General features: G+C 65.8%; 21 protein-coding genes and 1 riboswitch. Of the genes, 9 read left to right on the top strand and 12 right to left on the bottom strand.

The genetic code is table 11. From position 1 onward, the window contains the following. The first annotated feature begins 14 nt into the window (after positions 1-14). Positions 15-1757 carry a tetratricopeptide repeat-containing sulfotransferase family protein gene (locus ACN0V4_RS15080; protein WP_417677520.1) on the top strand — a complete coding sequence of 581 codons (1743 nt, stop codon included), beginning with the start codon at positions 15-17 and terminating at the stop codon, positions 1755-1757. On the opposite strand, the gene ACN0V4_RS15075 is transcribed toward ACN0V4_RS15080, so the two are convergent. Continuing rightward, positions 1758-2054 (bottom strand): putative quinol monooxygenase, encoded by a 297-nt coding sequence (locus ACN0V4_RS15075; RefSeq protein ID WP_417677518.1) that lies wholly within the window; start codon positions 2052-2054, stop codon positions 1758-1760. It lies immediately after the preceding gene. Between the two features lie 116 nt (positions 2055-2170). On the opposite strand from ACN0V4_RS15075, the gene ACN0V4_RS15070 reads away from it, so the two are divergent. Further along, positions 2171-3091 (top strand): LysR family transcriptional regulator, encoded by a 921-nt coding sequence (locus ACN0V4_RS15070; RefSeq protein WP_417677516.1) that lies wholly within the window; start codon positions 2171-2173, stop codon positions 3089-3091. Between the two features lie 49 nt (positions 3092-3140). Here ACN0V4_RS15070 and ACN0V4_RS15065 read toward each other — a convergent pair whose 3' ends face one another. Continuing rightward, positions 3141-4721 carry a bifunctional metallophosphatase/5'-nucleotidase gene (locus ACN0V4_RS15065; protein ID WP_417677514.1) on the bottom strand — a complete coding sequence of 527 codons (1581 nt, stop codon included), beginning with the start codon at positions 4719-4721 and terminating at the stop codon, positions 3141-3143. A gap of 157 nt (positions 4722-4878) precedes the next feature. Here ACN0V4_RS15065 and ACN0V4_RS15060 point away from each other — a divergent pair, with 157 nt between their 5' ends. Then, positions 4879-5334, top strand: a complete 456-nt coding sequence (locus ACN0V4_RS15060) for a carboxymuconolactone decarboxylase family protein (RefSeq protein ID WP_417677512.1) — start codon at positions 4879-4881, stop codon at positions 5332-5334. After that, positions 5324-6217: an RNA polymerase sigma factor SigJ gene (sigJ, locus tag ACN0V4_RS15055; protein WP_417677510.1), complete on the top strand. Its 894-nt coding sequence runs from the start codon at positions 5324-5326 to the stop codon at positions 6215-6217. Before ACN0V4_RS15060 ends, sigJ begins: the two co-directional genes overlap by 11 nt. A gap of 148 nt (positions 6218-6365) precedes the next feature. On the opposite strand, the gene ACN0V4_RS15050 is transcribed toward sigJ, so the two are convergent. Together ACN0V4_RS15050 and ACN0V4_RS15045 are read right to left on the bottom strand one after the other, a co-directional pair. Continuing rightward, the gene (locus ACN0V4_RS15050) at positions 6366-6833 is read right to left on the bottom strand and encodes an excalibur calcium-binding domain-containing protein (RefSeq protein WP_417677508.1); all 468 of its coding nucleotides are present in this window, start codon (positions 6831-6833) and stop codon (positions 6366-6368) included. A 192-nt stretch (positions 6834-7025) separates the two neighbouring features. Further along, a complete protein-coding gene (locus ACN0V4_RS15045) occupies positions 7026-7622 on the bottom strand; it encodes a TetR/AcrR family transcriptional regulator (protein WP_417677506.1) in 597 nt (198 codons plus the stop codon). Between the two features lie 83 nt (positions 7623-7705). Here ACN0V4_RS15045 and ACN0V4_RS15040 point away from each other — a divergent pair, with 83 nt between their 5' ends. Genes ACN0V4_RS15040 through arsC form a run of 4 tightly spaced genes read left to right on the top strand, consistent with a single transcriptional unit; the run spans position 7706 to position 9729 of the window. Beyond that, the gene (locus ACN0V4_RS15040; protein ID WP_417677504.1) at positions 7706-7942 is read left to right on the top strand and encodes a hypothetical protein; all 237 of its coding nucleotides are present in this window, start codon (positions 7706-7708) and stop codon (positions 7940-7942) included. 52 nt (positions 7943-7994) lie between these two features. Continuing rightward, entirely contained in the window at positions 7995-8333 is a 339-nt protein-coding gene (locus tag ACN0V4_RS15035) for a DUF952 domain-containing protein (protein ID WP_417677502.1), read from the top strand. After that, positions 8330-9388 carry a quinone-dependent dihydroorotate dehydrogenase gene (locus ACN0V4_RS15030; RefSeq protein WP_417677500.1) on the top strand — a complete coding sequence of 353 codons (1059 nt, stop codon included), beginning with the start codon at positions 8330-8332 and terminating at the stop codon, positions 9386-9388. Before ACN0V4_RS15035 ends, ACN0V4_RS15030 begins: the two co-directional genes overlap by 4 nt. Continuing rightward, on the top strand, positions 9385-9729 hold the full coding sequence (arsC, locus tag ACN0V4_RS15025) for an arsenate reductase (glutaredoxin) (RefSeq protein WP_417677498.1): 345 nt from the start codon (positions 9385-9387) through the stop codon (positions 9727-9729). Before ACN0V4_RS15030 ends, arsC begins: the two co-directional genes overlap by 4 nt. Positions 9730-9858: 129 nt before the next feature. Here the strand turns inward: arsC and mraY are convergent, their stop codons facing one another. Genes mraY through mraZ form a run of 7 tightly spaced genes read right to left on the bottom strand, consistent with a single transcriptional unit; the run spans position 9859 to position 17576 of the window. Then, on the bottom strand, positions 9859-10941 hold the full coding sequence (gene mraY / locus ACN0V4_RS15020) for a phospho-N-acetylmuramoyl-pentapeptide-transferase (protein WP_417677496.1): 1083 nt from the start codon (positions 10939-10941) through the stop codon (positions 9859-9861). Between the two features lie 17 nt (positions 10942-10958). After that, on the bottom strand, positions 10959-12371 hold the full coding sequence (locus ACN0V4_RS15015) for a UDP-N-acetylmuramoyl-tripeptide--D-alanyl-D-alanine ligase (protein WP_417677494.1): 1413 nt from the start codon (positions 12369-12371) through the stop codon (positions 10959-10961). Then, the gene (locus ACN0V4_RS15010) at positions 12368-13867 is read right to left on the bottom strand and encodes a UDP-N-acetylmuramoyl-L-alanyl-D-glutamate--2,6-diaminopimelate ligase (RefSeq protein ID WP_417677492.1); all 1500 of its coding nucleotides are present in this window, start codon (positions 13865-13867) and stop codon (positions 12368-12370) included. The genes ACN0V4_RS15015 and ACN0V4_RS15010 overlap by 4 nt, the downstream gene beginning before the upstream one ends. Before the next feature lie 28 nt (positions 13868-13895). Next, positions 13896-15683: a peptidoglycan D,D-transpeptidase FtsI family protein gene (locus ACN0V4_RS15005; protein WP_417677490.1), complete on the bottom strand. Its 1788-nt coding sequence runs from the start codon at positions 15681-15683 to the stop codon at positions 13896-13898. After that, complete coding sequence (ftsL, locus tag ACN0V4_RS15000) at positions 15680-16036, bottom strand: cell division protein FtsL (protein ID WP_417677488.1); 357 nt, start codon at positions 16034-16036, stop codon at positions 15680-15682. Before ftsL ends, ACN0V4_RS15005 begins: the two co-directional genes overlap by 4 nt. Beyond that, positions 16033-17046, bottom strand: coding sequence for a 16S rRNA (cytosine(1402)-N(4))-methyltransferase RsmH (gene rsmH, locus ACN0V4_RS14995; RefSeq protein ID WP_417677486.1), 1014 nt, complete (start codon positions 17044-17046; stop codon positions 16033-16035). The genes ftsL and rsmH overlap by 4 nt, the downstream gene beginning before the upstream one ends. A 2-nt stretch (positions 17047-17048) precedes the next feature. Then, positions 17049-17576, bottom strand: coding sequence for a division/cell wall cluster transcriptional repressor MraZ (gene mraZ, locus ACN0V4_RS14990; RefSeq protein WP_417677485.1), 528 nt, complete (start codon positions 17574-17576; stop codon positions 17049-17051). 1134 nt (positions 17577-18710) lie between these two features. Here mraZ and ACN0V4_RS14985 point away from each other — a divergent pair. Then, on the top strand, positions 18711-18929 hold the full coding sequence (locus ACN0V4_RS14985; RefSeq protein ID WP_417677484.1) for a DUF1127 domain-containing protein: 219 nt from the start codon (positions 18711-18713) through the stop codon (positions 18927-18929). Between the two features lie 356 nt (positions 18930-19285). Here ACN0V4_RS14985 and ACN0V4_RS14980 read toward each other — a convergent pair whose 3' ends face one another. Further along, on the bottom strand, positions 19286-19576 hold the full coding sequence (locus ACN0V4_RS14980) for a hypothetical protein (RefSeq protein ID WP_417677483.1): 291 nt from the start codon (positions 19574-19576) through the stop codon (positions 19286-19288). A 115-nt stretch (positions 19577-19691) separates the two neighbouring features. Beyond that, positions 19692-19888: riboswitch (cobalamin riboswitch) on the bottom strand. Positions 19889-19892: the final 4 nt, after the last annotated feature.

Raw genomic sequence — 19892 nt, 5'->3', positions numbered from 1 at the left:
CGTGTAAAGTCCTCATGATCCTACAACCGCCCCATGTCATCGCCCAGACCCAGTTGATGAATGGGCAATCCCGGCAGGCGTTCAAAACCGCCAAGGCCGCGATGGCGCGTCATCCGAAGAATGCGCTTCTCCCCAATGTGGCGGCGCTGGCGCTCTGTGCCCAGGGCAAGCCGCGCGAGGCGGTGCCGCTGTTCCAGAAGGCGATCCAGATCGACCCCGGTTTTATCGACGCCCAGCGCAATCTGGCGCAGACGCTGGTTCTGCTGAACATGGCCGACAAGGCGCTGGTGCTGCTGCAGCGGCTGATCCGGCAGCAGCCGGAGGATGAGGGGGCGCAATACCTCTGTGCCCAGGCGCTGTCGCAACTGGGCCGCACCGAGGAGGCCGAGGCGGCGGTCGGCCGGGCCATCGCCCTGGCACCGCGGCTGGCGCGCAACTATAACCTGCGCGGGCTGTTGCGGAACCGGCTGGGGCTGACCGATGCGGCGCTGGCCGATTTCGAGGCGGCGCTGACGCTTGATCCCAACAACGTCGAAACCCTGGTGAACATCAGCCTGCCGCTTGCCCGGCTGACCCGGCATGACGAGGCGCTGAGCACGGCCCAACGGGCGGTGATGCTGGCGCCGGATCACATCGGGGCGCATCTGCGGCTGGCCGAGACCTGGGTCGAAGCCGGGCAGAGCGCCGAGGCGCGGGCGGAATATCACGCCGTGCTCGGGCTGGAGCCGCAGAATGCCGAGGCGATCGAGCAACTTGCCACCCTGCAGGACCGGGAGGAGAACGGCGCGCTGCTGACCATCGCGCGGGCGGCGCTGAAGCGCGCACCGGCACATTCACCCGACCGCGCCGGGTTGAACTTCGCCCTGGCGCGCATCGCCCAGCAGGCCGGCGACAGCGACGGCGAGGCCCGGCATCTGGCCGAGGCCAACCGCGAGATGGCGCGGGCCCTGCCCTATGACGCCGCCGCCGACAGCGCGCTGACGGACCGGATCATCGGCTATTTCCCCCTGCCGCCGGACCCGGCGGTGGCCGAGTCGGTCACACCGATCTATGTGCTGGGCCTGCCGCGGTCGGGCACCACGCTGGCCGAGGCGATCCTGGCGGCGCATCCCGCCGTCATGGGGCTGGGCGAGCAGATCGCCGCCGGCCGCGCCTTGATGCCGCTGATCGAGGCGGGCGAACCGATCGGGCCAGAGGCCCTGGAGCAGCTGCGCCAGACCGAAAAGCGGCTGCATCCGCCGCTGCCCGAAGGCTGCCGCGCCTTCGTCGACAAGATGCCGGAGAACTATCGCCTGCTGGGCTTCCTGCTTGCGGCCCACCCCGAGGCGCGCATCATCCATCTGACCCGCGATCCGCGCGATGTGGCGCTGTCGATGTGGCGCGGCCGTTTCGCCGGCAGCGCGCTCAGCTATACCTATGATCTCAAGGCGATGGCGCATCGGTTCAACCTTTACGCCCGGCTGATGGCCTTCTGGCATGCCGAATTCCCCGGTCGCATCCTTGACCTGAGCTATGAGGAGATGACCGGCGATGTCGAGGCCGCGAGCCGGCGGTTGGCCGAATTCTGCGGCCTCGACTGGGTGGCCGCGATGGCGCGGCCGAATGAAACCCAGGCCGCCGTGCTGACGATGAGCGCGACGCAGCTTCGTCAACCGGTGCATCGCCAATCGGTGGGCAAGTGGCGGGTGCAGGCCGAGGCCCTGCGCCCCTTCACTGAGGCGCTTGATCCGAGGCTTTGGCCCGCGTTGGCCGGGTGATCAGGCCGCAACCACCAGATCGCCCAACCGCTCGATATAGACGACCCGGATCATGCCCGTGGCCAGCACCGCCTGGGTATGGGCATAGTTGAAATGTTGCTCCAACGCCTCGGGACCGGTCCAGCCTTCCCAGAAGGTGAAGCGGCGCGGATCCTCGAGGTTCTGCCGAATGTCGAAGCTGATGCAGCCCGGCTCCTCCCGGGTGGCGCGGACCAGATCGGCCAGCATCGCGCGGGCGGCCTCGGGGTCGGCGCCTTCGGTCAGATCAACGGCGGCGCTGATGTAATATCCCGACATGGGGTATCCTTTCTGAGGGTTGTGTCTGAGGCTCGTGATGATGACCGCGGAGGTAATGCTGACGAATTCGGAAATATATGGACATGTTCGGGGTTATAGATTCCATATCTGGAATCATGCTGGATGATCTTTCCCTCTTCGTTCATATCGTGCAGGCCAACGGGCTGGCGGCGGCGGCGCAGCGGCTGAACCTGCCGCCCGCCACGGTCAGCCGCCGGTTGCGCCGGCTGGAGGAGACGCTCGGCCTGCACCTGATTCATCGCTCGGCACGCCGCTTTGCCCTGACGCCGCAGGGCGAGGTCTATTACCGCGAACTCGCCGACCAGGTGGGGCGGATCGAGGCCTCCTTGCGGGGGTTGAGCCATGATCTGCACAGCCTGAGCGGGCGGCTGACGGTGACGGCGCCGACCAATCTGTCGGTCAGATTGCTGCGCCCGATGTGGCGGGAGTTTCAACAGGCTCATCCCGAGATCGCCCTTGATCTGCGGCTGTCGAACCTGATGACCGATCTGGTCGCGACCGGCGCCGACCTGGCGCTGAGGATCGGGCCGCAACCCGATTCCGGCTTTTTCCAGAAACGCCTGGGCCTGGCGCGCAGCGTTCTGGTCTGCGCCCCCGGCTATCTCGCCGCGCATGGCAGCCCGGAGAGCCCCCGCGATCTGCAGGCGCATCGGATCGTCGGGTTTGTACCCTTGCCGGAATGGCGGCTCAGCCACGTCGAGACGGGCGAGACCCAGGTGGTGCAACTGTCCATCGCCGCGGCGGTTGACGATATCGCACTGCAAAGGGAATGGGTCTGCGATGGTCTGGGGATTGCGCTGTTGCCAGTGTCGGAAGTCAGCGAGGAGATCGGCAACGGCCAGCTTTGTCGGGTATTGCCGGAATGGCGCGGGCCGGATCGCGAGATCTTCGCCATCTGGCCCTCGGGCCGGCTGCTGAGCGCCCGGGCACGCGCCTTGCGCGATTTCATGGCCCGTCACATCGGTGCCCTGCCCTATCTGCAAGGCGAACTCCCCCCAGCGCCGGGGACCGATTGAGGCGAAGGGCCAACCCCTCCCCCCAGGAGGGGAGAGGGGCGAGAGGCCTCTACTTCTTGATGATCCGCTCGTCGGTATAGGGCTGATAAGGCGAGTTCGCCGCCAGGTATTCGGCGGTCACATCGGCCAGATCGGGGCCGAAGTCATAGGCCTTCTTGTCGTCTCCCGAGAACATCTTGTAGCCGTCACCGCCGTTGCGGACATAGTTGTTGGTGACCGTCAGATAGGAGGCCTCGGGGTCGATCGGCACATAACCGTCCTCGCTGGCGACCAGCACCTCGGTGATGCGACCGCCCATCGGCGGTTTCGACGGATCCCAGGTAAAGGCAAGACCAGAGACTTGCGGGAAGCGGCCGCCGCCCTCCTCGGCCTGCGACACCCCGCTTTCCAGCGCGTCGATGATGGTCTGGCCGGTGACCTCGAAGGTCGACAGCGTGTTCTGGAACGGCAACACCGTCAGCACCTCGCCCATGGTGACGTCGCCGGCGTCGATGCTGGCGCGCAACCCGCCGCCGTTGGTGATGGCGATGGTCACGCCCTGATCGGCGACCCGGTCCAGCATGGCGTCGGCGACCAGATTGCCCATGGCGCATTCGCCGATCCGGCAACTGTCGCGCGACCCGTCGATCGGCGCGGCGGCGCTGGCGATCACCTTGTTGCGGACTTCCTCAAGCGGGGCCGCCGCCTCCTTGACCCGGGCGCTGATGGCCGGATCCTCGGCGACGCTGGCGTCCATCACCAGCGGCTCGCCCTCGGCGGCGGTCAGATTGCCGGCGTCATCGAAGGTGACGTTCAATTCACCCAGGAACTTGCCATAGGCATAGGCCTGCACGATCGCCACGCCGTTCACCATGGTGGGATAGGGACCGGAGGCCTTGTCCGAGGTATTGCTGAGCAGCGTATGCGAATGGCCGCCGACGATCACATCGACGCCCTTGGTCTCGGCCGCGATGCGCTTGTCGACGTCATAGCCCGAATGGCTCAGCACGATGATCTTGTTCACCCCCTCGGCGGTCAGCCGGTCGACCTCGGCCTGCACGGCATCGACCGGATCGGTGAAGATGATGTTCGGCCCGGGGCTGGAAAGTTCCGGATTGTCCTGCGGCGTCAGCCCGATGATCCCCAGCTTTTCGCCGCCGCGTTCGATCACCACCGATTTCTGCACCGGCCCGCCCTTCAGCGCCGGTTCCCCGCTGAGATCGGCGTTCGCCATCAGCACCGGAAACTTCACCAGCTCAAGAAAGCTGGCCAGCACCTCGGGGCCATTGTCGAATTCGTGGTTGCCCACCGCCATGGCGTCATAGCCGAAGCGGTTCATCAGCTCGGCCGCGAGCTTGCCGTGATAGTAGGTATAGAACAGCGAGCCCTGAAACTGGTCGCCGGCATCGAGCAGCACATAGGTATTGCCCGCCGCCTTGGCCGCCGAGATCGCGGTGGACAGCCGGGCGGAGCCGCCGAAGCATTTGCCGGCCTCGTTATCCTCGGCCGAACAGCTGCTGTCGTATTTGCTGATCGGCTCGAAACGGGAATGGAAATCGTTGGTATGAAGAATGGTCAGCTTGTAATCGGCAGACGCCGCCCCGGCGCTGAGCGCCAGCAGCGCGGCAGAGGTCAAAAGGCGAAACGACATCGGATTCCTCTCCGTCGGGTTGTTATGCTGAGATGTTGCATTGCGGCAGAACCCAAGTCAAAGCGTGTCTGCGCCAGAGTTTCCCGCCTGTCCCTGTCACAAATCGCCCGCCCGGATCGTCATCATTTCTGTTAGACATGATGATGGAGTCCTCAAGATGACAGAACGACTGAGCTATTATCAGGCCTCGCCCGAAGCGCTCGCCGCCATGCTGGCGCTCGAGAAGGCGACCCATGCGCTGTCGATCCCGCTTCGCTTGCGCGAGTTGGTCAAGATGCGGGTGTCGCAGATCAACGGCTGCGCCTATTGCCTGAACATGCACGCGCCCGACGCCCGCGCGGCCGGGGTGTCGCAACAACAGCTCGACGTGCTGGCGGCCTGGCGCGAAAGCCCGGCCTTCGATGCCCGCGAACGCGCCGCGCTTGGCTGGGCCGATGCGCTGACCCGGCTCGAGGCCTCCGGCGCGCCGGAGGCGGATTATGCGGCGCTGACCGCCGCCTTCAGCCCGCGCGAATGTGTCGACCTGACGCTGGTGATCAATGTGATCAACGCCTGGAACCGCTTTGCGGTGGGCTTCCGGTCGGTGCATCCGATGCGCAAAGATGCCGCCTGATCCGCGCCTGCCCCTGTTCTTGCGCGAGCGCCGCCGTCTGGCGGGGCTCGCCTATCGCATGACGGGATCGGTCGCCGACACCGAGGATATCCTGCAACAGGCCTGGCTGCGCTTAGCTGCGCAGCCGCTTGAGGCGATCGAGACGCCGCCGCGCTGGCTGGGCGCGGTGGTCACCCGGCTTTGCCTCGACCATCTGAAATCCGCGCGTCAAAGGCGCGAAACCTATGTCGGCGCCTGGCTGCCCGACCCGCTGGTCCGCGACGCCGCGCCGGACGCCGAACAGGACTGGATGGTGACCGAGGATGTCAGCATCGCGCTGATCCTGACGCTCGACACCCTGACGCCCGAGATGCGGGCGGCCTTCCTGCTGCGCGATGCCTTCGACTATTCCTTCGAGGAGATCGCGCGGGTGATCGACAAGACGCCCGCGGCCTGCCGTCAACTGGTGTCGCGCGCGCGTAAACGTCTGGCCGGGGCCGAGGCCCCTGCCCGCATCGCATCGACGGATCAGGCCGCCCCCATCGTCGCCGCCTTCTGGCATGCCAGCCGGACCGGCGACATGCAGGCGCTGCTTGACCTCTTCGCCGAGGAGATCGAAGTGCGCACCGATGGCGGCGGCAAGGTGCCGGCGGCGATCAACGTGCTGCACGGGCGCCGGCGTGCGGCGGGGCTGTTCGCCGGGCTCGGGCGCAAGCGGGCGCTGCCGCCGCCGCCGCTGCCGCCGATCCGCAGGATCAACGGCGTGCCCGGCTTCGTGACGCGCGAGGCGGGCAATGTGCTGCAAACCACCGCGCTGGATATCCGCGCCGGCCGGATCGTTGCGGTCTGGATCGTCCGCAACCCCGACAAGCTGCGGCATCTGGCGGGCGCGGCACTGCCTTAGGCCGCCGAGGCTGCGTTCACCCACAACACAAAAAAGCCCCGCTGCTCCAGACGCCAGCTTTCATGATCAGCGACTCGATCGCGCTACATAATGCTATTCTCACACTTCCTATGTATTGCCCGCGACGTCGGCCTCCTCAGCCGAGGCGTCAACACCCGCCATAGTTCTTCGCCCCGCTGGCGGTAATCGTGTACCGCCCTCCTCTCGGTCCGATATGACAATAGCTGGAGGACTGTCTCCGCGGCTGAATGCGCACCGAATAGCGCGACGCGGATTTCCGCAACTGTCTTCCCCACTCACAGGCCAGACCGTCGCCGTCGCGATCCAAGCCTTCGGGATCAGACACCGGCCCGCCGCGGGCAAGGAAGTATTTCTGGGCCTCGGCCGCTGACGGAAAGTCCTTACAGTTCACATCCGTCGATGAGGCTGCTTCACGCCGATACAGGCGCTTCCCGTAAGCCGAGGCAGTCGTCCGCCCCAGATAATCCACTCCGAAGGATGTTTGCCCCCGACTCCCGAGTTCTGCCTCGATATAGGCGATCTGGAGCGGGTCACTGGTCTGGAAGTGCATATTCCATAAGGTGGAGCTGGTTTGCGCCGCGTAGTTCTGCGACATCGTTCCCGGTGCAGCGCAAGCGCCAAGCAGGATGAAAAGTGTTCCCCCAATGTGACACAGAACCCCAGGCTTCATGTTTCGCCCCCCTTTTCAGCCTGAAACGATCATCATGATCGGGGCAGCCGAATCCCAGGTCAACGGCTTTCAGCCGATACCTCTCGGTTGCTGGAACTCTTGGCCGGCTGACCTCCGCTATTGACCCCAGCCTCGCACCAGCACCCGCGCCAGGGCAACGGGGTCGGCATCGAGATGTCCGGTCAAGAGATGCAGCCAGGCCATGGCCATGACCGCGCTGGCCATGTCAGCGGCGGAAACATCTTCGGCCAGTTCGCCGCGGGCGGCGGTGCGGCCGATCACCTGCATCAGGCTCTCCAGCCGCTCTTGCCGATAGGCCTCCAAGGCCTCGGCCAGGTCCGGATCGCTCTGGGCTGCGGCGATGATATGGCGAAAGACCGCACCCTCCGGCCGGCCCCAATGCGCGAAGAGCAGCCGCAGCACCGCCGCGACATCGCCTTCGAGCGTGCCGGTGTCCGGAAAGGCGCCGATCTGCTTCTGCCGTTCATAAACAGCCAGCAGCAGCGCGCCGCGCGTCGGCCACCAGCGATAGACCGTCGCCTTGCCCGCCCGTGCCCGGCGTGCCACCGCCTCCATCGTCAACGCGCCGATACCGCCGTCCTCGACGATCTCTGCCGCTGCGTCCAGAATCGCCGCCTCGGTCGCCGGATTACGCCGCGCACCGATCGAGCCGCGTTTTCCGGCACATGCGTCGCCCTCGTCACTTTTTGCCATGCCCGCCCCTTTACTTTCCTCCGGTCGGGCACATACTAACGGAACGTTCCGTTTCATTAAAGGGAAATCCAGAGGGAAACCCGATGTCCACCACCTCTCCTCCTCCCCAGCTGACGCGGCGCCCGTCGCGGTTCCGCTTCGCGCTCTTCGTCTTCTGCGGCGTCTACCCGCTGGTCACCGTGCTGCTCTATGCGCTGATCCCGCTGACCCGGGATTGGGAAATCTGGCAGCGCAATCTGGTCATGGTGCCGATCATCGTGGCCTGCATGGTCTATGTGATCATCCCGCAAATCCAGCGCCGCTGCGCCCGCTGGATGTAACCCGCGCCTGCCGGGGATTGACCGTGGCGTCATTCCCCGGCAGATGATCCCCATGCTGATCTACAAGATTTTCCGTGCCGATGAATGGGCCGCCCTGCAAGCCGCGGGTGAGACCACGGGTGCGCCGGTGGATGTCGCGGACGGTTTCGTCCATTTCTCCACCGCCGAACAGGCGGCCGAAACGGCAGCCAAACATTTCTCCGGGGCCGAAGGGCTGGTGCTGCTGGCCTGCGCGGCCGAGGCGATGGGCGAGGCGCTGACATGGGAGGTCTCGCGCGGTGGCGCGCTCTTCCCGCATCTCTATCGCCCGCTGCGCCTCGCCGATGTGCTCTGGTCCGCGCCGCTGCCGCTGGTCGAGGGCCACCACCAATTCCCGGAGCAGATGCAATGAGGCTGATCGACCGCGCCGGGCTTGCGATCCTGCACCGTTTCGACCCCGAGGTCGCGCATGGGCTGTCGCTCAAGGCGCTGAATGCCGGGCTGGTTCCCGGCCCCGGCCCGATCACCTCGCCCCGTCTCAGGACGCGGCTGGCCGGGCTCGATCTGGCCAATCCCATCGGGCTGGCCGCCGGGCTCGACAAGAACGCCGAGGCGCTCGCCCCGTTGGCACGCTGCGGCTTCGGCTTTCTCGAGGTCGGCGCCATCACCCCCCGGCCGCAACCCGGCAACCCCAAGCCGCGCCTGTTCCGGCTGGATCAGGACCGCGCCGCGATCAACCGCTTCGGCTTCAACAACGGCGGGATGGAGGCGGTGCTGCCCCGGCTGAAGGCCCGGCCGCGGACCCTGCCCGTCGGCCTCAACCTCGGCGCCAACAAGGACAGCGACGACCGCGCCGGCGATTTCGCCCGGGTACTGAGCCATTGCGGCGCCGCGCTTGATTTCGCCACGGTCAACGTCTCCTCCCCCAATACCGAGAAGCTGCGCGATCTGCAGGGCAAGGCGGCGCTGACCGCGCTGCTGTCCGGCGTGATGGCGGCCCGCGATGCGCTCGAGCGCCCCATTCCGATCTTCCTGAAGATCGCCCCCGACCTGACCGAGGCCGAGATCGCCGACATCGCCGAGGCCGCCCGCGACACAGGCGTCGATGCGATCATCGCCACCAATACCACCCTGTCGCGCGAGGGGCTGCAAAGCCCGCATCGCGATCAGGCCGGTGGCCTCTCCGGTGCGCCGCTGTTCGAGAAATCGACCCGGGTGCTGGCCCGGCTCAGCCTGATGACCGGGGGGCAAATCCCGCTGATCGGGGTCGGCGGCATCGCCTCGGCCGAGGACGCCTATGCCAAGATCCGCGCCGGCGCCTGCGCCGTGCAGCTCTATACCGCGCTGATCTATCAGGGCATGGGGCTTGTCGCGCAGATCGCCCGGGGGCTCGATGCGCTTCTCGCCCGCGACGGGTTCGAAACTGTCACCCAAGCCGTAGGCACCGCAAGAGAGGACTGGCTATGATCGAATACTGGCATAACCCGCGTTGCTCGAAGTCGCGCGAGGGGCTGGCGCTGCTGGAAGACAGGGGCGTCGACCTGCATCTGCGCCGTTACCTGGAGCAGGCTCCGAACCTGGAGGAGCTGCAGGCAGCCCGCGCCGCGCTCGGCAATCCGCCGGTGATCGAGATGATGCGCCCCAAGGAGCCACGGTTCAAGGAGCTGGGTCTGTCGACGAGCGACAGCGATGAGACGCTGCTGGCGGCGATGGCCGCGAACCCGGTGCTGATCGAACGGCCGCTGGCGATCAAGGGCGACCGCGCGGTGATCGGCCGGCCGCCGGAAAAGCTGCTGGAGCTGCTTTGAACCTCTGACGCTGGGGGCTCTGCCCCCCACGGCCTGCGGCCTCCCCCCGGGATATTTGGGGCTAGAAAAAGACGAAAAAGGCGCGCCGGGAAACCACGCGCCTTTTCTTTTTTGCCGAGGGGTGCGGGGTCAGCGCACCTTGAGCGTGGCCAGCCCGATCATCGCCAGGATCAGCGAGATGATCCAGAAGCGGATCACCACGGTGGGTTCGGACCAGCCCTTCTTCTCGTAATGGTGGTGGATCGGCGCCATCAGGAAGACGCGGCGACCGGTGCGCTTGAAATAGAGGACCTGGATGATCACGCTCAGCGCCTCGACCACGAAGAGGCCACCGACTACGGCGAGGACCAGTTCGTGTTTGGTCGCCACGGCGATCGCGCCGAGCGCGCCCCCCAGGGCGAGGCTGCCGGTGTCGCCCATGAAGACCGCCGCCGGCGGCGCGTTGTACCACAGAAACCCGAGCCCGGCGCCGAAGAGGGCGGCGGTGAAGACCAGAAGCTCCCCGGTGCCCGGGACATAGTGGACATCGAGATATTCGGAAAAGTCGATCCGCCCCACCGCATAGGCGATGATGCCCAGCGTGCCGCCGGCGATCATCACCGGCATGATCGCCAGCCCGTCGAGCCCGTCGGTCAGGTTCACCGCATTGGCGGCGCCGACGATGACGATCACCACGAAGGGCACATAGAAATAGCCCAGGTTGATCAGCAGGTTCTTGAACACCGGCAGGGCAAGCTGGTTCTGCAGATCGGCCGGATGGGTCCATTCCGCCCAGAAGGCGGCGATCACCGCGATCAGGATGCCCAGGGCGAGCCGCACCTTGCCCGAAACCCCCTTGGTGTTCTGCTTGGAAACCTTGGCGTAATCGTCGGAGAACCCGATCAGCGCGAAGGCCAGCGTCACGAAGAGCACCATCCAGACGAAGGAATTGTCGAGCCTGGCCCAGAGCAGCGTCGCGGTAACCAGCGAACCCACGATCAGCAAGCCCCCCATGGTCGGGGTGCCGGCCTTGGACAGATGGCTTTGCGGGCCATCATCGCGGATCGGCTGCCCCTTGCCCTGCTTGCGTCGCAGCACGTCGATCAGCGGCCGGCCGAACATGAAGCCGAAGACCAGCGCCGTCAGGAACGCCCCGCCCGCGCGGAAGGTGATATAGCGAAAGAGGTTGAAAAAATCCCCCCCGTCCGACAGCGCGGTCAACCAATAGAGCATTTTAGCCGTTCCTATCTTTACGTCCGGTCACCGGAAACCGCGCCCCCTTGGCCGATTTCCCTCAGGGCGTCAACGAGTTTCGCCAGCCCCATGCTGAGCGACCCCTTGGCGAGCAGGACATCGCCGGGCCGCACCAAATCGGGCAGCCGGGCAGCGAATTCGGCGCTGGTGGCGCAATGAAGCCCGCGCTTGTGCTCCGGCAGCGCGGCATGCAGCGATTCCATCAGCGGTCCGATGCAATGGACGGTGTCGATCGCGGCCATGGCGGGCAGCGAGGCGAGGCCCGCGTGCAGCGCCGGCCCCTGCGGCCCCAGTTCCTTCATGTCGCCAAGGCAGGCGATGCGGCGGCCCTTGCCTTCCGGGGCGACGCTCGCCAGGACCGCCAATGCCGCGGCCATGGAAACCGGGTTGGCATTATAGGAATCGTCGAGCAGCGTCAGAATTCCCCCCGCCAGCGCGATCAGCTCGCGAGCGCCGCGGCCACGATAGGGCGACCAGCGCGGCAGGCTGTCGAGGACCTTGTAGGGATCGGCGCCGAGCGCCGTGGCCGCGGCCAGCGCGCCAAGCGCGTTCATCGCGAAATGACGCCCCGGCGTGGCGAGGCGGAACAGCACCGGGCCAAAGGGCGCCTCGGCGCGCACCTCGGTCTGCTCGCCGTCGACCTCGGCACCGATCAGCCGATAGTCACGGGCCTGAACGCCAAAGCCCAGGGCCGTCACCCCCAGGGCGCGGGCGTGCTCGAAAAGAATCGGCGACTGGTCGAGATCGGCGTTCAGCACCGCCACCCCGCCCGGCTCCAGACCGTCGAGGATCGCGGCCTTTTCACGGGCGATATCCTCGACGCTGTCGAAGGCCTCCAGATGCGCCGCTGCCACGGTGGTGACCAGCGCCACATGCGGCCGGGTCTGCCGGGTCAATGGTGCGATCTCTCCCGGGTGGTTCATGCCGATCTCGATCACCGCGAAGTCGGTGTTGCGTGGCATCCGCGCCAGGGTCAGCGGCACGCCCCAGTGGTTGTTATAACTGGCCACGCTGGCATGGGTTGCGCCCTGGTCGGACAGGACGCGCAGCAGCATCTCCTTGGTCGAGGTCTTGCCGACCGAGCCGGTGATCGCCACCACCCGCGCATCGGTGCGGGCGCGGGCCGCCGCCCCCAGCGCCTCGAGCCCCTGCAGCACATCCTCGACGATCAGCAGCGGCGCATCCGGCGCCAGCCCTTCGGGGATATGGCTGACCAGCGCCGCCCCCGCCCCGGCGTCGAGCGCCTGCGCGACGAAATCATGGCCATCGCGCGCGGCCTTGAGCGCCACGAAGAGATCCCCCGCCTCGAGCGTGCGGGTGTCGATCGACACGCCGGTGACCGACCAGTCGCCCTGCGCCCGGCCGCCGGTGGCCGCCGCCGCCTCTGCCGCGGTCCAGAGCGCGGTCATGCCGGCCGCCCGTCAAGCGCGGCGACCGCCACGCTGGCCTGTTCGGCATCATCGAAATGCAGCACGTCATCCCCCACGATCTGGCCGGTTTCATGGCCCTTGCCGGCGATCAGCAGCGCGTCGCCGGGTTGCAATGCATCAACGCCCCTAAGGATCGCCTCGGCGCGGTCACCGACCTCGACGACACGGCCCTCGCCACCGGCCCTGAGCGCGCCGTCCAGCACGGCGGCACGGATCGACGCCGGTTCCTCGCTGCGCGGGTTGTCATCGGTGACAAAGACCAGATCGGCGTTCTCGACCGCAGCCGCGCCCATCAGCGGCCGCTTGGTGCGGTCGCGGTCGCCGCCGGCGCCGATGATGGCGATCAGCCGCCCCATCACATGCGGCCGCAGCGCCTTCAGCGCGGTGGCAATGGCATCTGGGGTATGGGCGAAATCGACGAAGACGGCAGCGCCATTGTCGCGGGTGGCCGCAAGCTGCATGCGGCCGCGCACCGTGGTCAGCTCTGGCAGGGAGCGGAACACCGCCTCGGGCGCCTCGCCGCAGGCGATGGCAAGCCCGGCCGCCAGCAGCACATTCTGCGCCTGGAAACCGCCGATCAGATCGAGCCGCGCTTGATAGGTCTGCCCGCCCCAGGCGAAACGCAGATCCTGCCCGGTCGAATCGAAGCGTTGACCCAGAAGTCGCAGGTCACCCTCCGCATGTCCGACGGTCAGCACCGCCTGACCGCGCGCCATGGCGATCGCCCGCATCTCGGCCCCCTTGGGATCATCCAGGTTGATCACCGCCGTGCCCTCGGGCGGCAGCACCCGGCCGAACAGACCCGCCTTCGCCGCGAAATAGGCCTCGAAGCTCTCGTGATAATCCAGGTGATCCTGGGTGAAATTGGTGAACCCCGCCGCGGTCAGCTCGACCCCGTCGAGTCGGCGCTGGTCCAGCCCGTGGGAAGAGGCCTCCATCGCCGCATGGGTCACCCCCTCGGCGGCGGCGGCGGCCAGGGCACGGTGGAGCGTGATGGGTTCGGGCGTGGTGTGATGCAAGGGCGCGGTCCAGGCGCCTTCGACCCCGGTGGTGCCGAGGTTGATCGCCTTATGCCCCAGAACCATCCAGATCTGGCGCAGGAAGGTCGCGACCGAGGTCTTGCCGTTGGTGCCGGTGACCGCCGCCATCACCCTGGGCTGCGCCCCGAACCAGAGCGCCGCGGCACAGGCCAGCGCCTGGCGCGGATCCTCGACCACCACCAGCGCGGCCGCCGATCCGGCGAGCGCCGCCTCGGCGATTTCAGCACCACGCGCGTCGGTCAGGATCGCCGTCGCCCCCATCCGCAGGGCATAGTCGATGAAGCTGCCGCCATGCACCTTGGTGCCGGGAAGGGCCGCGAACAGATAGCCCTCCTTCACCTCGCGGCTGTCCACCGCCAATCCCGTGATCACCGGGTCGCGCCCACCCCGCGCGGTCAGGGCAAGCTGGCTGAGCGGCTTCGCGGAATTGTCCATGATTGTCCTCACCCGGTCCTTCTGACGGTCAATGCGACGACGTCAGCGTTATAGCAGCCTGCCGGTTTTGTTCAATGTCAGGACGCAGCCCCAGCAGCGGCGCGAGCCGGCGGATCATCTCGGCCGCGACCGGCACGGCGGTCCAGCCGGCGGTGCGGCGCTCTTCCTTCAGCGCCTCGACCTGGGGTTCGTCAAGCGTCAGGATCAGCACGTATTTCGGATCATTGGTGGGGAACATCGCCGCGAAGGTGGCGATCACCTTGTCCTTATAATAGCCACCCTGCGGTTTCGGCTTGTCGGCAGTGCCGGTCTTGCCGCCGACCGAATAGCCCTCGACATCGCCAAAGCTGGCGGTGCCACGTGTCACCACTCCGCGCAGCATCTTGCGCGCCTCGCGCGCGGCCTCTTCCGACAACACGCGGGGCCCATACTGCGGCCCGTCGCGCCGCAGAATCGTCGGGCTGATGTAATGGCCGCCATTGGCGATGGTCGAATAGGCCGCCGCCAGGTGCATCGGGCTCGCCGACAGCCCGTGGCCATAGGAAATCGTCACCGTGCTGAGATCGGTCCAGCGTTTCGGGATCAGCGGCTGACCGCCACGCGCCTCGACAATCTCGAACGGCGTCGGATCGAACATCCCCAGCGCGCCGAGAAAGGCCTTCTGCCGTTCCGAGCCGATTTCCAGCGCGATCCGGCCGGTGCCCCGGTTCGAACTGTGGACCATCACGTCGCTGACGCTGAGCTTGCCATAGTTCTTGCCGTTGAACTCGCCGATCAAGTGGCCGCCGACCTTCATCGGCCCCGAGGTGTCGATGATCGTCTCGGGCGTCACCAGCCCAAGGTCGAGCGCTTGGGCGGCAGCGAAGATCTTGAAGGTGGAGCCGAGTTCATAGACCCCCTGCACCGCGCGGTTGAACAGCGGGCTCGCGCTCGGATCGCCGTCCAGCGCCGGACGGGGCCGCTCATTCGGGTCGAAGTCCGGCAGGCTGACGACCGAGATCACCTCGCCGGTATGCACATCCATCAGGATCGAGGAGGCACCCTTGGCATTCATCAACCGCATGCCGCCTTCGAGCACCTGTTCGGCGGCGGCCTGCACCGTGAGATCGATCGAAAGCTGCAGCGGCTTGTCGCCGTTCGAGGGATCCCGCAGGTAGTCGTCGAATTGCTTCTCGACCCCGGCGACACCGATCACCTCGGCGGCGTTCACCCCTTCCTTGCCGAACCCCGCGCCGCCCAGCACATGGGCGGCGAGCTTGCCATTGGGGTAAAGCCGCATCTCGCGCGGGCCGAACAGCAACCCGGGATCCCCCAGGTCATGCACCGCCTGTTTCTGTTCCGGGCTGATCCGCTTCTTGATCCAGACGAACTTTCGCTTGCCGGTGAAATCCTCGATCATCCGGTCTTCGTCGAGATCGGGGAAGATCCGTTTCAGCCCCTTGGCGACCGCGACGGGATCGACCATCTGCTGCGGCTGGGCATAAAGCGAATGGGTCTCGAAATTGGTGGCCAGGATCCGCCCTTCGCGGTCGACGATATCGGCGCGCTGCATGGCGATGGCGGCATCGGGCAGGCTGGCGACCGGCTCTTCCGGTTCGGTGGTGGCCATCAGCGCCATACGGCCACCGACGATCACATAGGCACAGAAGAAGAACATGCCCAGCATAAGCAACCGCCCCTCGGCACGGACGCGGGACCGGTCCTGCATCTCGGCGTGACGGCGGCGGATGTTCTCGCGCTCGATGGCGTCGGGATTCTCTCCCTTGGCGCGGGCCGGCAGGATGCGGGCCAGCGGGCGCAGCGGCGTGCGGATCATGGTTCCCCCTCCCCATCTCCGGCCATGGTCGAGACATCGACCGGATTGGTAATCGATAACTCCGGTTTCGGCGGGAAGTTGACCTCGTCAATCCGGCCGAACTGATCAGGGCGCAGCGGCAGCAGCCCCAACCGACCGAAGTTGACCTCGGTCAGCTCGACCAGCCGCTCGGGCCGGTTGAGATAGGCCCATTCCGCCTTCAGCACGCCGATCTTCATCCGCGCGTCGCCGATCTGGCGCTGCAGCTCGCGCGTGTCCTTCAGCACCTGCTGGGTGGCGTAATTCTCGCGATAGGCCCAGAACGCCAGACCGAAGACCACCAGAGCGGTCAGAACATAGGCTATCCCCTTCATCGTCCCTTTCCTTTCGCGTGGCGGTCCTTCAACAGCGGCATCCCGATCCGGCCCGGGTCGATCCCCCCCGAGGGCGCCGAAGTGCGCACCGCGACCCGCAGCCGGGCCGAACGGGCGCGCGGATTCTCGGCCAGCTCTTCCTCATCCGGAGCGATGGCCTTGCGGGATTTCAGCATGAACTGCGGCTCGACCGCCTCGATCTCGGGGGCATAGCGGTTGGCCCGGCCGGTGGTGCCGGCGCGCTCCTGGAAGAACCGTTTGACCATGCGGTCCTCGATCGAATGGAAGGTGACGACCGCCAGTTGTCCGCCGGGCTTCAGCGCCCGTTCGGCCGCCATCAGGCCGCGGAACAATTCGCCGAATTCGTCATTCACCGCAATGCGAAGCGCCTGAAAGCTGCGGGTGGCGGGATGCGACTGACCCGGCTTGGGTCGCGGCAGGCAGGATTCGATCACCCGGGCAAGCTGCAGGGTGGTTTCGAACGGCGCCCTCTCACGCTCCCGCAGGATCGCATGGGCGATACGCCGGCTGGCGCGTTCCTCGCCATACAGAAACAGGATATCGGCCAGATCGGCCTCGTCGGCGGTATTGACCAGATCAGCGGCGCTCGGCCCGTCCTGCGACATCCGCATATCGAGCGGGCCGTCCTTCATGAAGGAGAAGCCCCGCTCGGCCTGGTCGAGCTGCATCGAGGACACCCCGAGATCCAGCACCACCCCGTCGAGTTCCTGGGCATATTCGTCCATGCGGGAAAAGACGCCGGGCTGCAGCACCAGGCGGTCGTCATATTGGCCGACCCAGTCGGCGGCCATTTCGAAGGCCAGCGGATCGCGATCGACGCCGATCACCTTGTCGGCACCGGCCTCCAGCAGACCACGGGAATAGCCACCAGCCCCGAAGGTGCCGTCAAGCCAGACCCCGGAGACCGGCGCGACCGCCTTCAGCAATGCGCGCAAGAGAACCGGAATGTGAGGGCGGGCAGAGCTGGAAACGGGCGCGTCTGCTGCCATGATCAAGCCCCGGCCCCGTCAGTATTTCGTTTACTGAGCACCAGATCGAGCGCGTCGAGCGCATTGGTGCCCTCGGGCAGGTCAAAGCCCAGATCCTCATCTTCCTCTTCGGCGAGATGGGATTCATAGGTCTCGGGGTTCCAGATCTGAAAGGTGCCCGAGGTCCCGACGAACAGCGCCTCGCTGTCCAGGCCGATCTTGTCGCGATACCGCGCCGGCAACACCAGGCGACCATCGGGATCGACCTCGGTATGATGCGACCGGGTGGTGATCTGACGAACCAGCTTCCGTTTCAGCGGTGAACTCGGCAGGCTTTCGATCTTGGCCTCGAGCTTGTCGATCTCGGTGATCGTATAGGCTTCGAGATAGTCCTGATCCTCGTCCCCATAGACGATGACGAGCTGCGGACGCAGACCTTCGGTGTATTCGGGATCCCCGGCTTCGAGCACACGGCGAAACAGGGCCGGGATCGAGACCCTGCCCTTGCTGTCCACCTTGAAGGTGTATTCGCCTCTGAAGCGCCGGCTCACACCATCTGTCCCTTTGCCCGTGCCCCCGGGTCGTTGTTGTCACCCCCCGAACGAAAAAACGGCAGGTTGATCTGCTGCCACTGATCAACCCGCCGCTTGTCCCGCTTTGCGGGGTGTCCGACTGCGCGCGCCACCTGGGGGGATGTCTGCTCGCTCGCGCGCCGGATCTCTTGGTTCGGTGAAAGCGAAGTGCCTGTATGAAACCTGCTTTTATTATTTGCGTCGGGGTCTGTTTGTGTCGCCCCTTGCCTCGTCTCCATCCGATGAACAAGGGATGCCATGGGAATTTATGGAAAGCAACTGGAATTTACGGGACACCCCGGGAGAGACCTGCCCGATTCACCGGATTTTGGCAAGGCAGACCACAGAGACCGGGAATCACATAAGCCTCCTTTGCGGCAAAGGAGAATCGGACCACTAGATGTTGATTCTCTCACCCCCTCCCAACAAATCCCGGGGTTTCCCATAAAAATTTTGCACCCCGGGATCAGCACGCCAGATGTTCCCCACATGTTCCCTTTTATGCCTCCGAATCACCCCAGAACGACCACTCGCCCCCTGCGGTTCCCGTGATTTCCCGCCACTCCCATGATTTCCCACCGTGCGCCTCAGGCCGCCTTCCCGGCGACGGAAGCGATGGGCGCCGGGGCGCAACCGGCCGCACAATGAAAGCTTCAATCAGAAAAATGCCGCCGGAAACGCTTGCGATGTTGTATTATTGCCACGCACCCACACCAACCGCGCACATCACCCCGCCGATGCCTGCATGAGAAGGTGAGCGCGCCAAAACGTCCCATTCCCGCGCCAGCCCAAAGCAACGAGGATGAAGACACCCAAATCGGCGCCGGAAAGAAATATCGTTTCCCGGAAAGGGCTCCGAAGGCGTTAACTATTTCACAGACCCATCCCCCATGGGCCACAGCCACCCCGGGACGGCGGGCGGGCCCATGACGAGATCGTCTGATGACCTTACGTCAGAAGTGCTGCCCATTTAATATGCAATCAATCTATGCACTTGCTGCATAGCAGCATTGAACATCTCCGCTATTGTGCAATTGCAGCATTTGCCTATTTTCAGTCTCAACACGGCGCCACAAGACGGCGCTGAACTGACAATACTTAAGGTTACGAACAATGGCCGCTCTGACGCATAGCGAAAATCACGACGCCACCCTGCTGGGTCGGCTGACCGCTTGGATCGCCAATGTGCGCGTTCGGATCGAACGGTATCGGGTGTACCGCCAGACGATGAACGAAATGGGCGCCCTGAACAATCAAGAGCTGGCCGATCTCGGCCTGCATCGCTCCGAACTGCGCCGCGTGGCCTATCAGGCCTCCCGCAAGGTGTGCTGACGGAGCATCGAAGGACATAAACGGTTCAGGCCCTCATCTCCTCCTCCCTTGAGGGTCTGTACATAGCGGCGACATCGCTCCTCCTCCCTGATGTCGCCGCACCCTATACCGGCCCCGAATGCCGGAACCTGATGCACCGGACGCTCTCCTCCTCCCTGCGTTCGGTGTTGGATCGGCCGGCGACGCTCTCCTCCTCCCTGCGTCGCCGGCCACTCCATCCCCCGATAGGGGAAATGACATAGCCGAATACATCGGGCGCTCTCCTCCTCCCTGCGCCTGATGTTACAAGAGAACGGCGGCACCTCTCCTCCTCCCTGGTGCCGCCGTTTTCATTTTCCGGTTTCCGTCCAGCCGCTTCACGCCCCTCCCCCACCAGGTCGTCCCAGCAACCGCACCTCGTCGGAGCAACGCTGCAACGCGCGCAGGTGATTGCAAAACAGCGCCACCTGAGGCGAAGTCGCGGCAAAAGGCGCCGCCCGACATTCCGCCGCCCGCGCCGCCGCGGCCTCGGAACAGCCCTCGGGCAGGGTCATCAACCATTCGAGAAATCCCATCCGCGCGGCGACCTTATCATCGACCTCCGCAGGCAGATCACGCAGCGCCCGCAGGATCCCCGCGAGCATCATCGCCCGATACCCCGATTGCACTTCATCTCCGCTCCTTTCTCCGCCGCTCCCCGCGGCAGGGGCTGAATGCAGGCGACAAAGATCAAGGCCGGAAGACGGGGATGCTGCCCCACACCGCGCCCTGACCGCCGCCCGCGGTCTGACGTTGGCACGAGGCTGGTTTCCGGACTTGGACAATGGGGGGCATGCGCCCTGATCCGACCCTTCCCGAGAATATGCTCTCAGTGGTTTCGCCGGAGTTTCCCGATCCTTACCGTTGCGGGGGCAGTGCCGGTCTTGCACCGGCTTCCCAATTCTCCCCCCGAAGGGGGCACCTCACGGGCGAAAGATTACAGGA

This window comes from Pseudodonghicola sp., assembly GCF_048268305.1.
GTDB lineage: Bacteria > Pseudomonadota > Alphaproteobacteria > Rhodobacterales > Rhodobacteraceae > Pseudodonghicola.
The sequence above is the reverse complement of the archived record's forward strand: the minus strand, read 5'-3'. Positions and strand labels throughout refer to the sequence as shown.

Coding starts and splice junctions, on each gene's coding strand:
- ACN0V4_RS15080 (WP_417677520.1), top strand. CDS start 15: ATGATCCTACAACCGCCCCATGTCATCGCCCAGACCCAGTTGATGAAT.
- ACN0V4_RS15075 (WP_417677518.1), bottom strand. CDS start 2,054: ATGTCGGGATATTACATCAGCGCCGCCGTTGATCTGACCGAAGGCGCC.
- ACN0V4_RS15070 (WP_417677516.1), top strand. CDS start 2,171: ATGCTGGATGATCTTTCCCTCTTCGTTCATATCGTGCAGGCCAACGGG.
- ACN0V4_RS15065 (WP_417677514.1), bottom strand. CDS start 4,721: ATGTCGTTTCGCCTTTTGACCTCTGCCGCGCTGCTGGCGCTCAGCGCC.
- ACN0V4_RS15060 (WP_417677512.1), top strand. CDS start 4,879: ATGACAGAACGACTGAGCTATTATCAGGCCTCGCCCGAAGCGCTCGCC.
- sigJ (WP_417677510.1), top strand. CDS start 5,324: ATGCCGCCTGATCCGCGCCTGCCCCTGTTCTTGCGCGAGCGCCGCCGT.
- ACN0V4_RS15050 (WP_417677508.1), bottom strand. CDS start 6,833: ATGTCGCAGAACTACGCGGCGCAAACCAGCTCCACCTTATGGAATATG.
- ACN0V4_RS15045 (WP_417677506.1), bottom strand. CDS start 7,622: ATGGCAAAAAGTGACGAGGGCGACGCATGTGCCGGAAAACGCGGCTCG.
- ACN0V4_RS15040 (WP_417677504.1), top strand. CDS start 7,706: ATGTCCACCACCTCTCCTCCTCCCCAGCTGACGCGGCGCCCGTCGCGG.
- ACN0V4_RS15035 (WP_417677502.1), top strand. CDS start 7,995: ATGCTGATCTACAAGATTTTCCGTGCCGATGAATGGGCCGCCCTGCAA.
- ACN0V4_RS15030 (WP_417677500.1), top strand. CDS start 8,330: ATGAGGCTGATCGACCGCGCCGGGCTTGCGATCCTGCACCGTTTCGAC.
- arsC (WP_417677498.1), top strand. CDS start 9,385: ATGATCGAATACTGGCATAACCCGCGTTGCTCGAAGTCGCGCGAGGGG.
- mraY (WP_417677496.1), bottom strand. CDS start 10,941: ATGCTCTATTGGTTGACCGCGCTGTCGGACGGGGGGGATTTTTTCAAC.
- ACN0V4_RS15015 (WP_417677494.1), bottom strand. CDS start 12,371: ATGACCGCGCTCTGGACCGCGGCAGAGGCGGCGGCGGCCACCGGCGGC.
- ACN0V4_RS15010 (WP_417677492.1), bottom strand. CDS start 13,867: ATGGACAATTCCGCGAAGCCGCTCAGCCAGCTTGCCCTGACCGCGCGG.
- ACN0V4_RS15005 (WP_417677490.1), bottom strand. CDS start 15,683: ATGATCCGCACGCCGCTGCGCCCGCTGGCCCGCATCCTGCCGGCCCGC.
- ftsL (WP_417677488.1), bottom strand. CDS start 16,036: ATGAAGGGGATAGCCTATGTTCTGACCGCTCTGGTGGTCTTCGGTCTG.
- rsmH (WP_417677486.1), bottom strand. CDS start 17,046: ATGGCAGCAGACGCGCCCGTTTCCAGCTCTGCCCGCCCTCACATTCCG.
- ACN0V4_RS14985 (WP_417677484.1), top strand. CDS start 18,711: ATGGCCGCTCTGACGCATAGCGAAAATCACGACGCCACCCTGCTGGGT.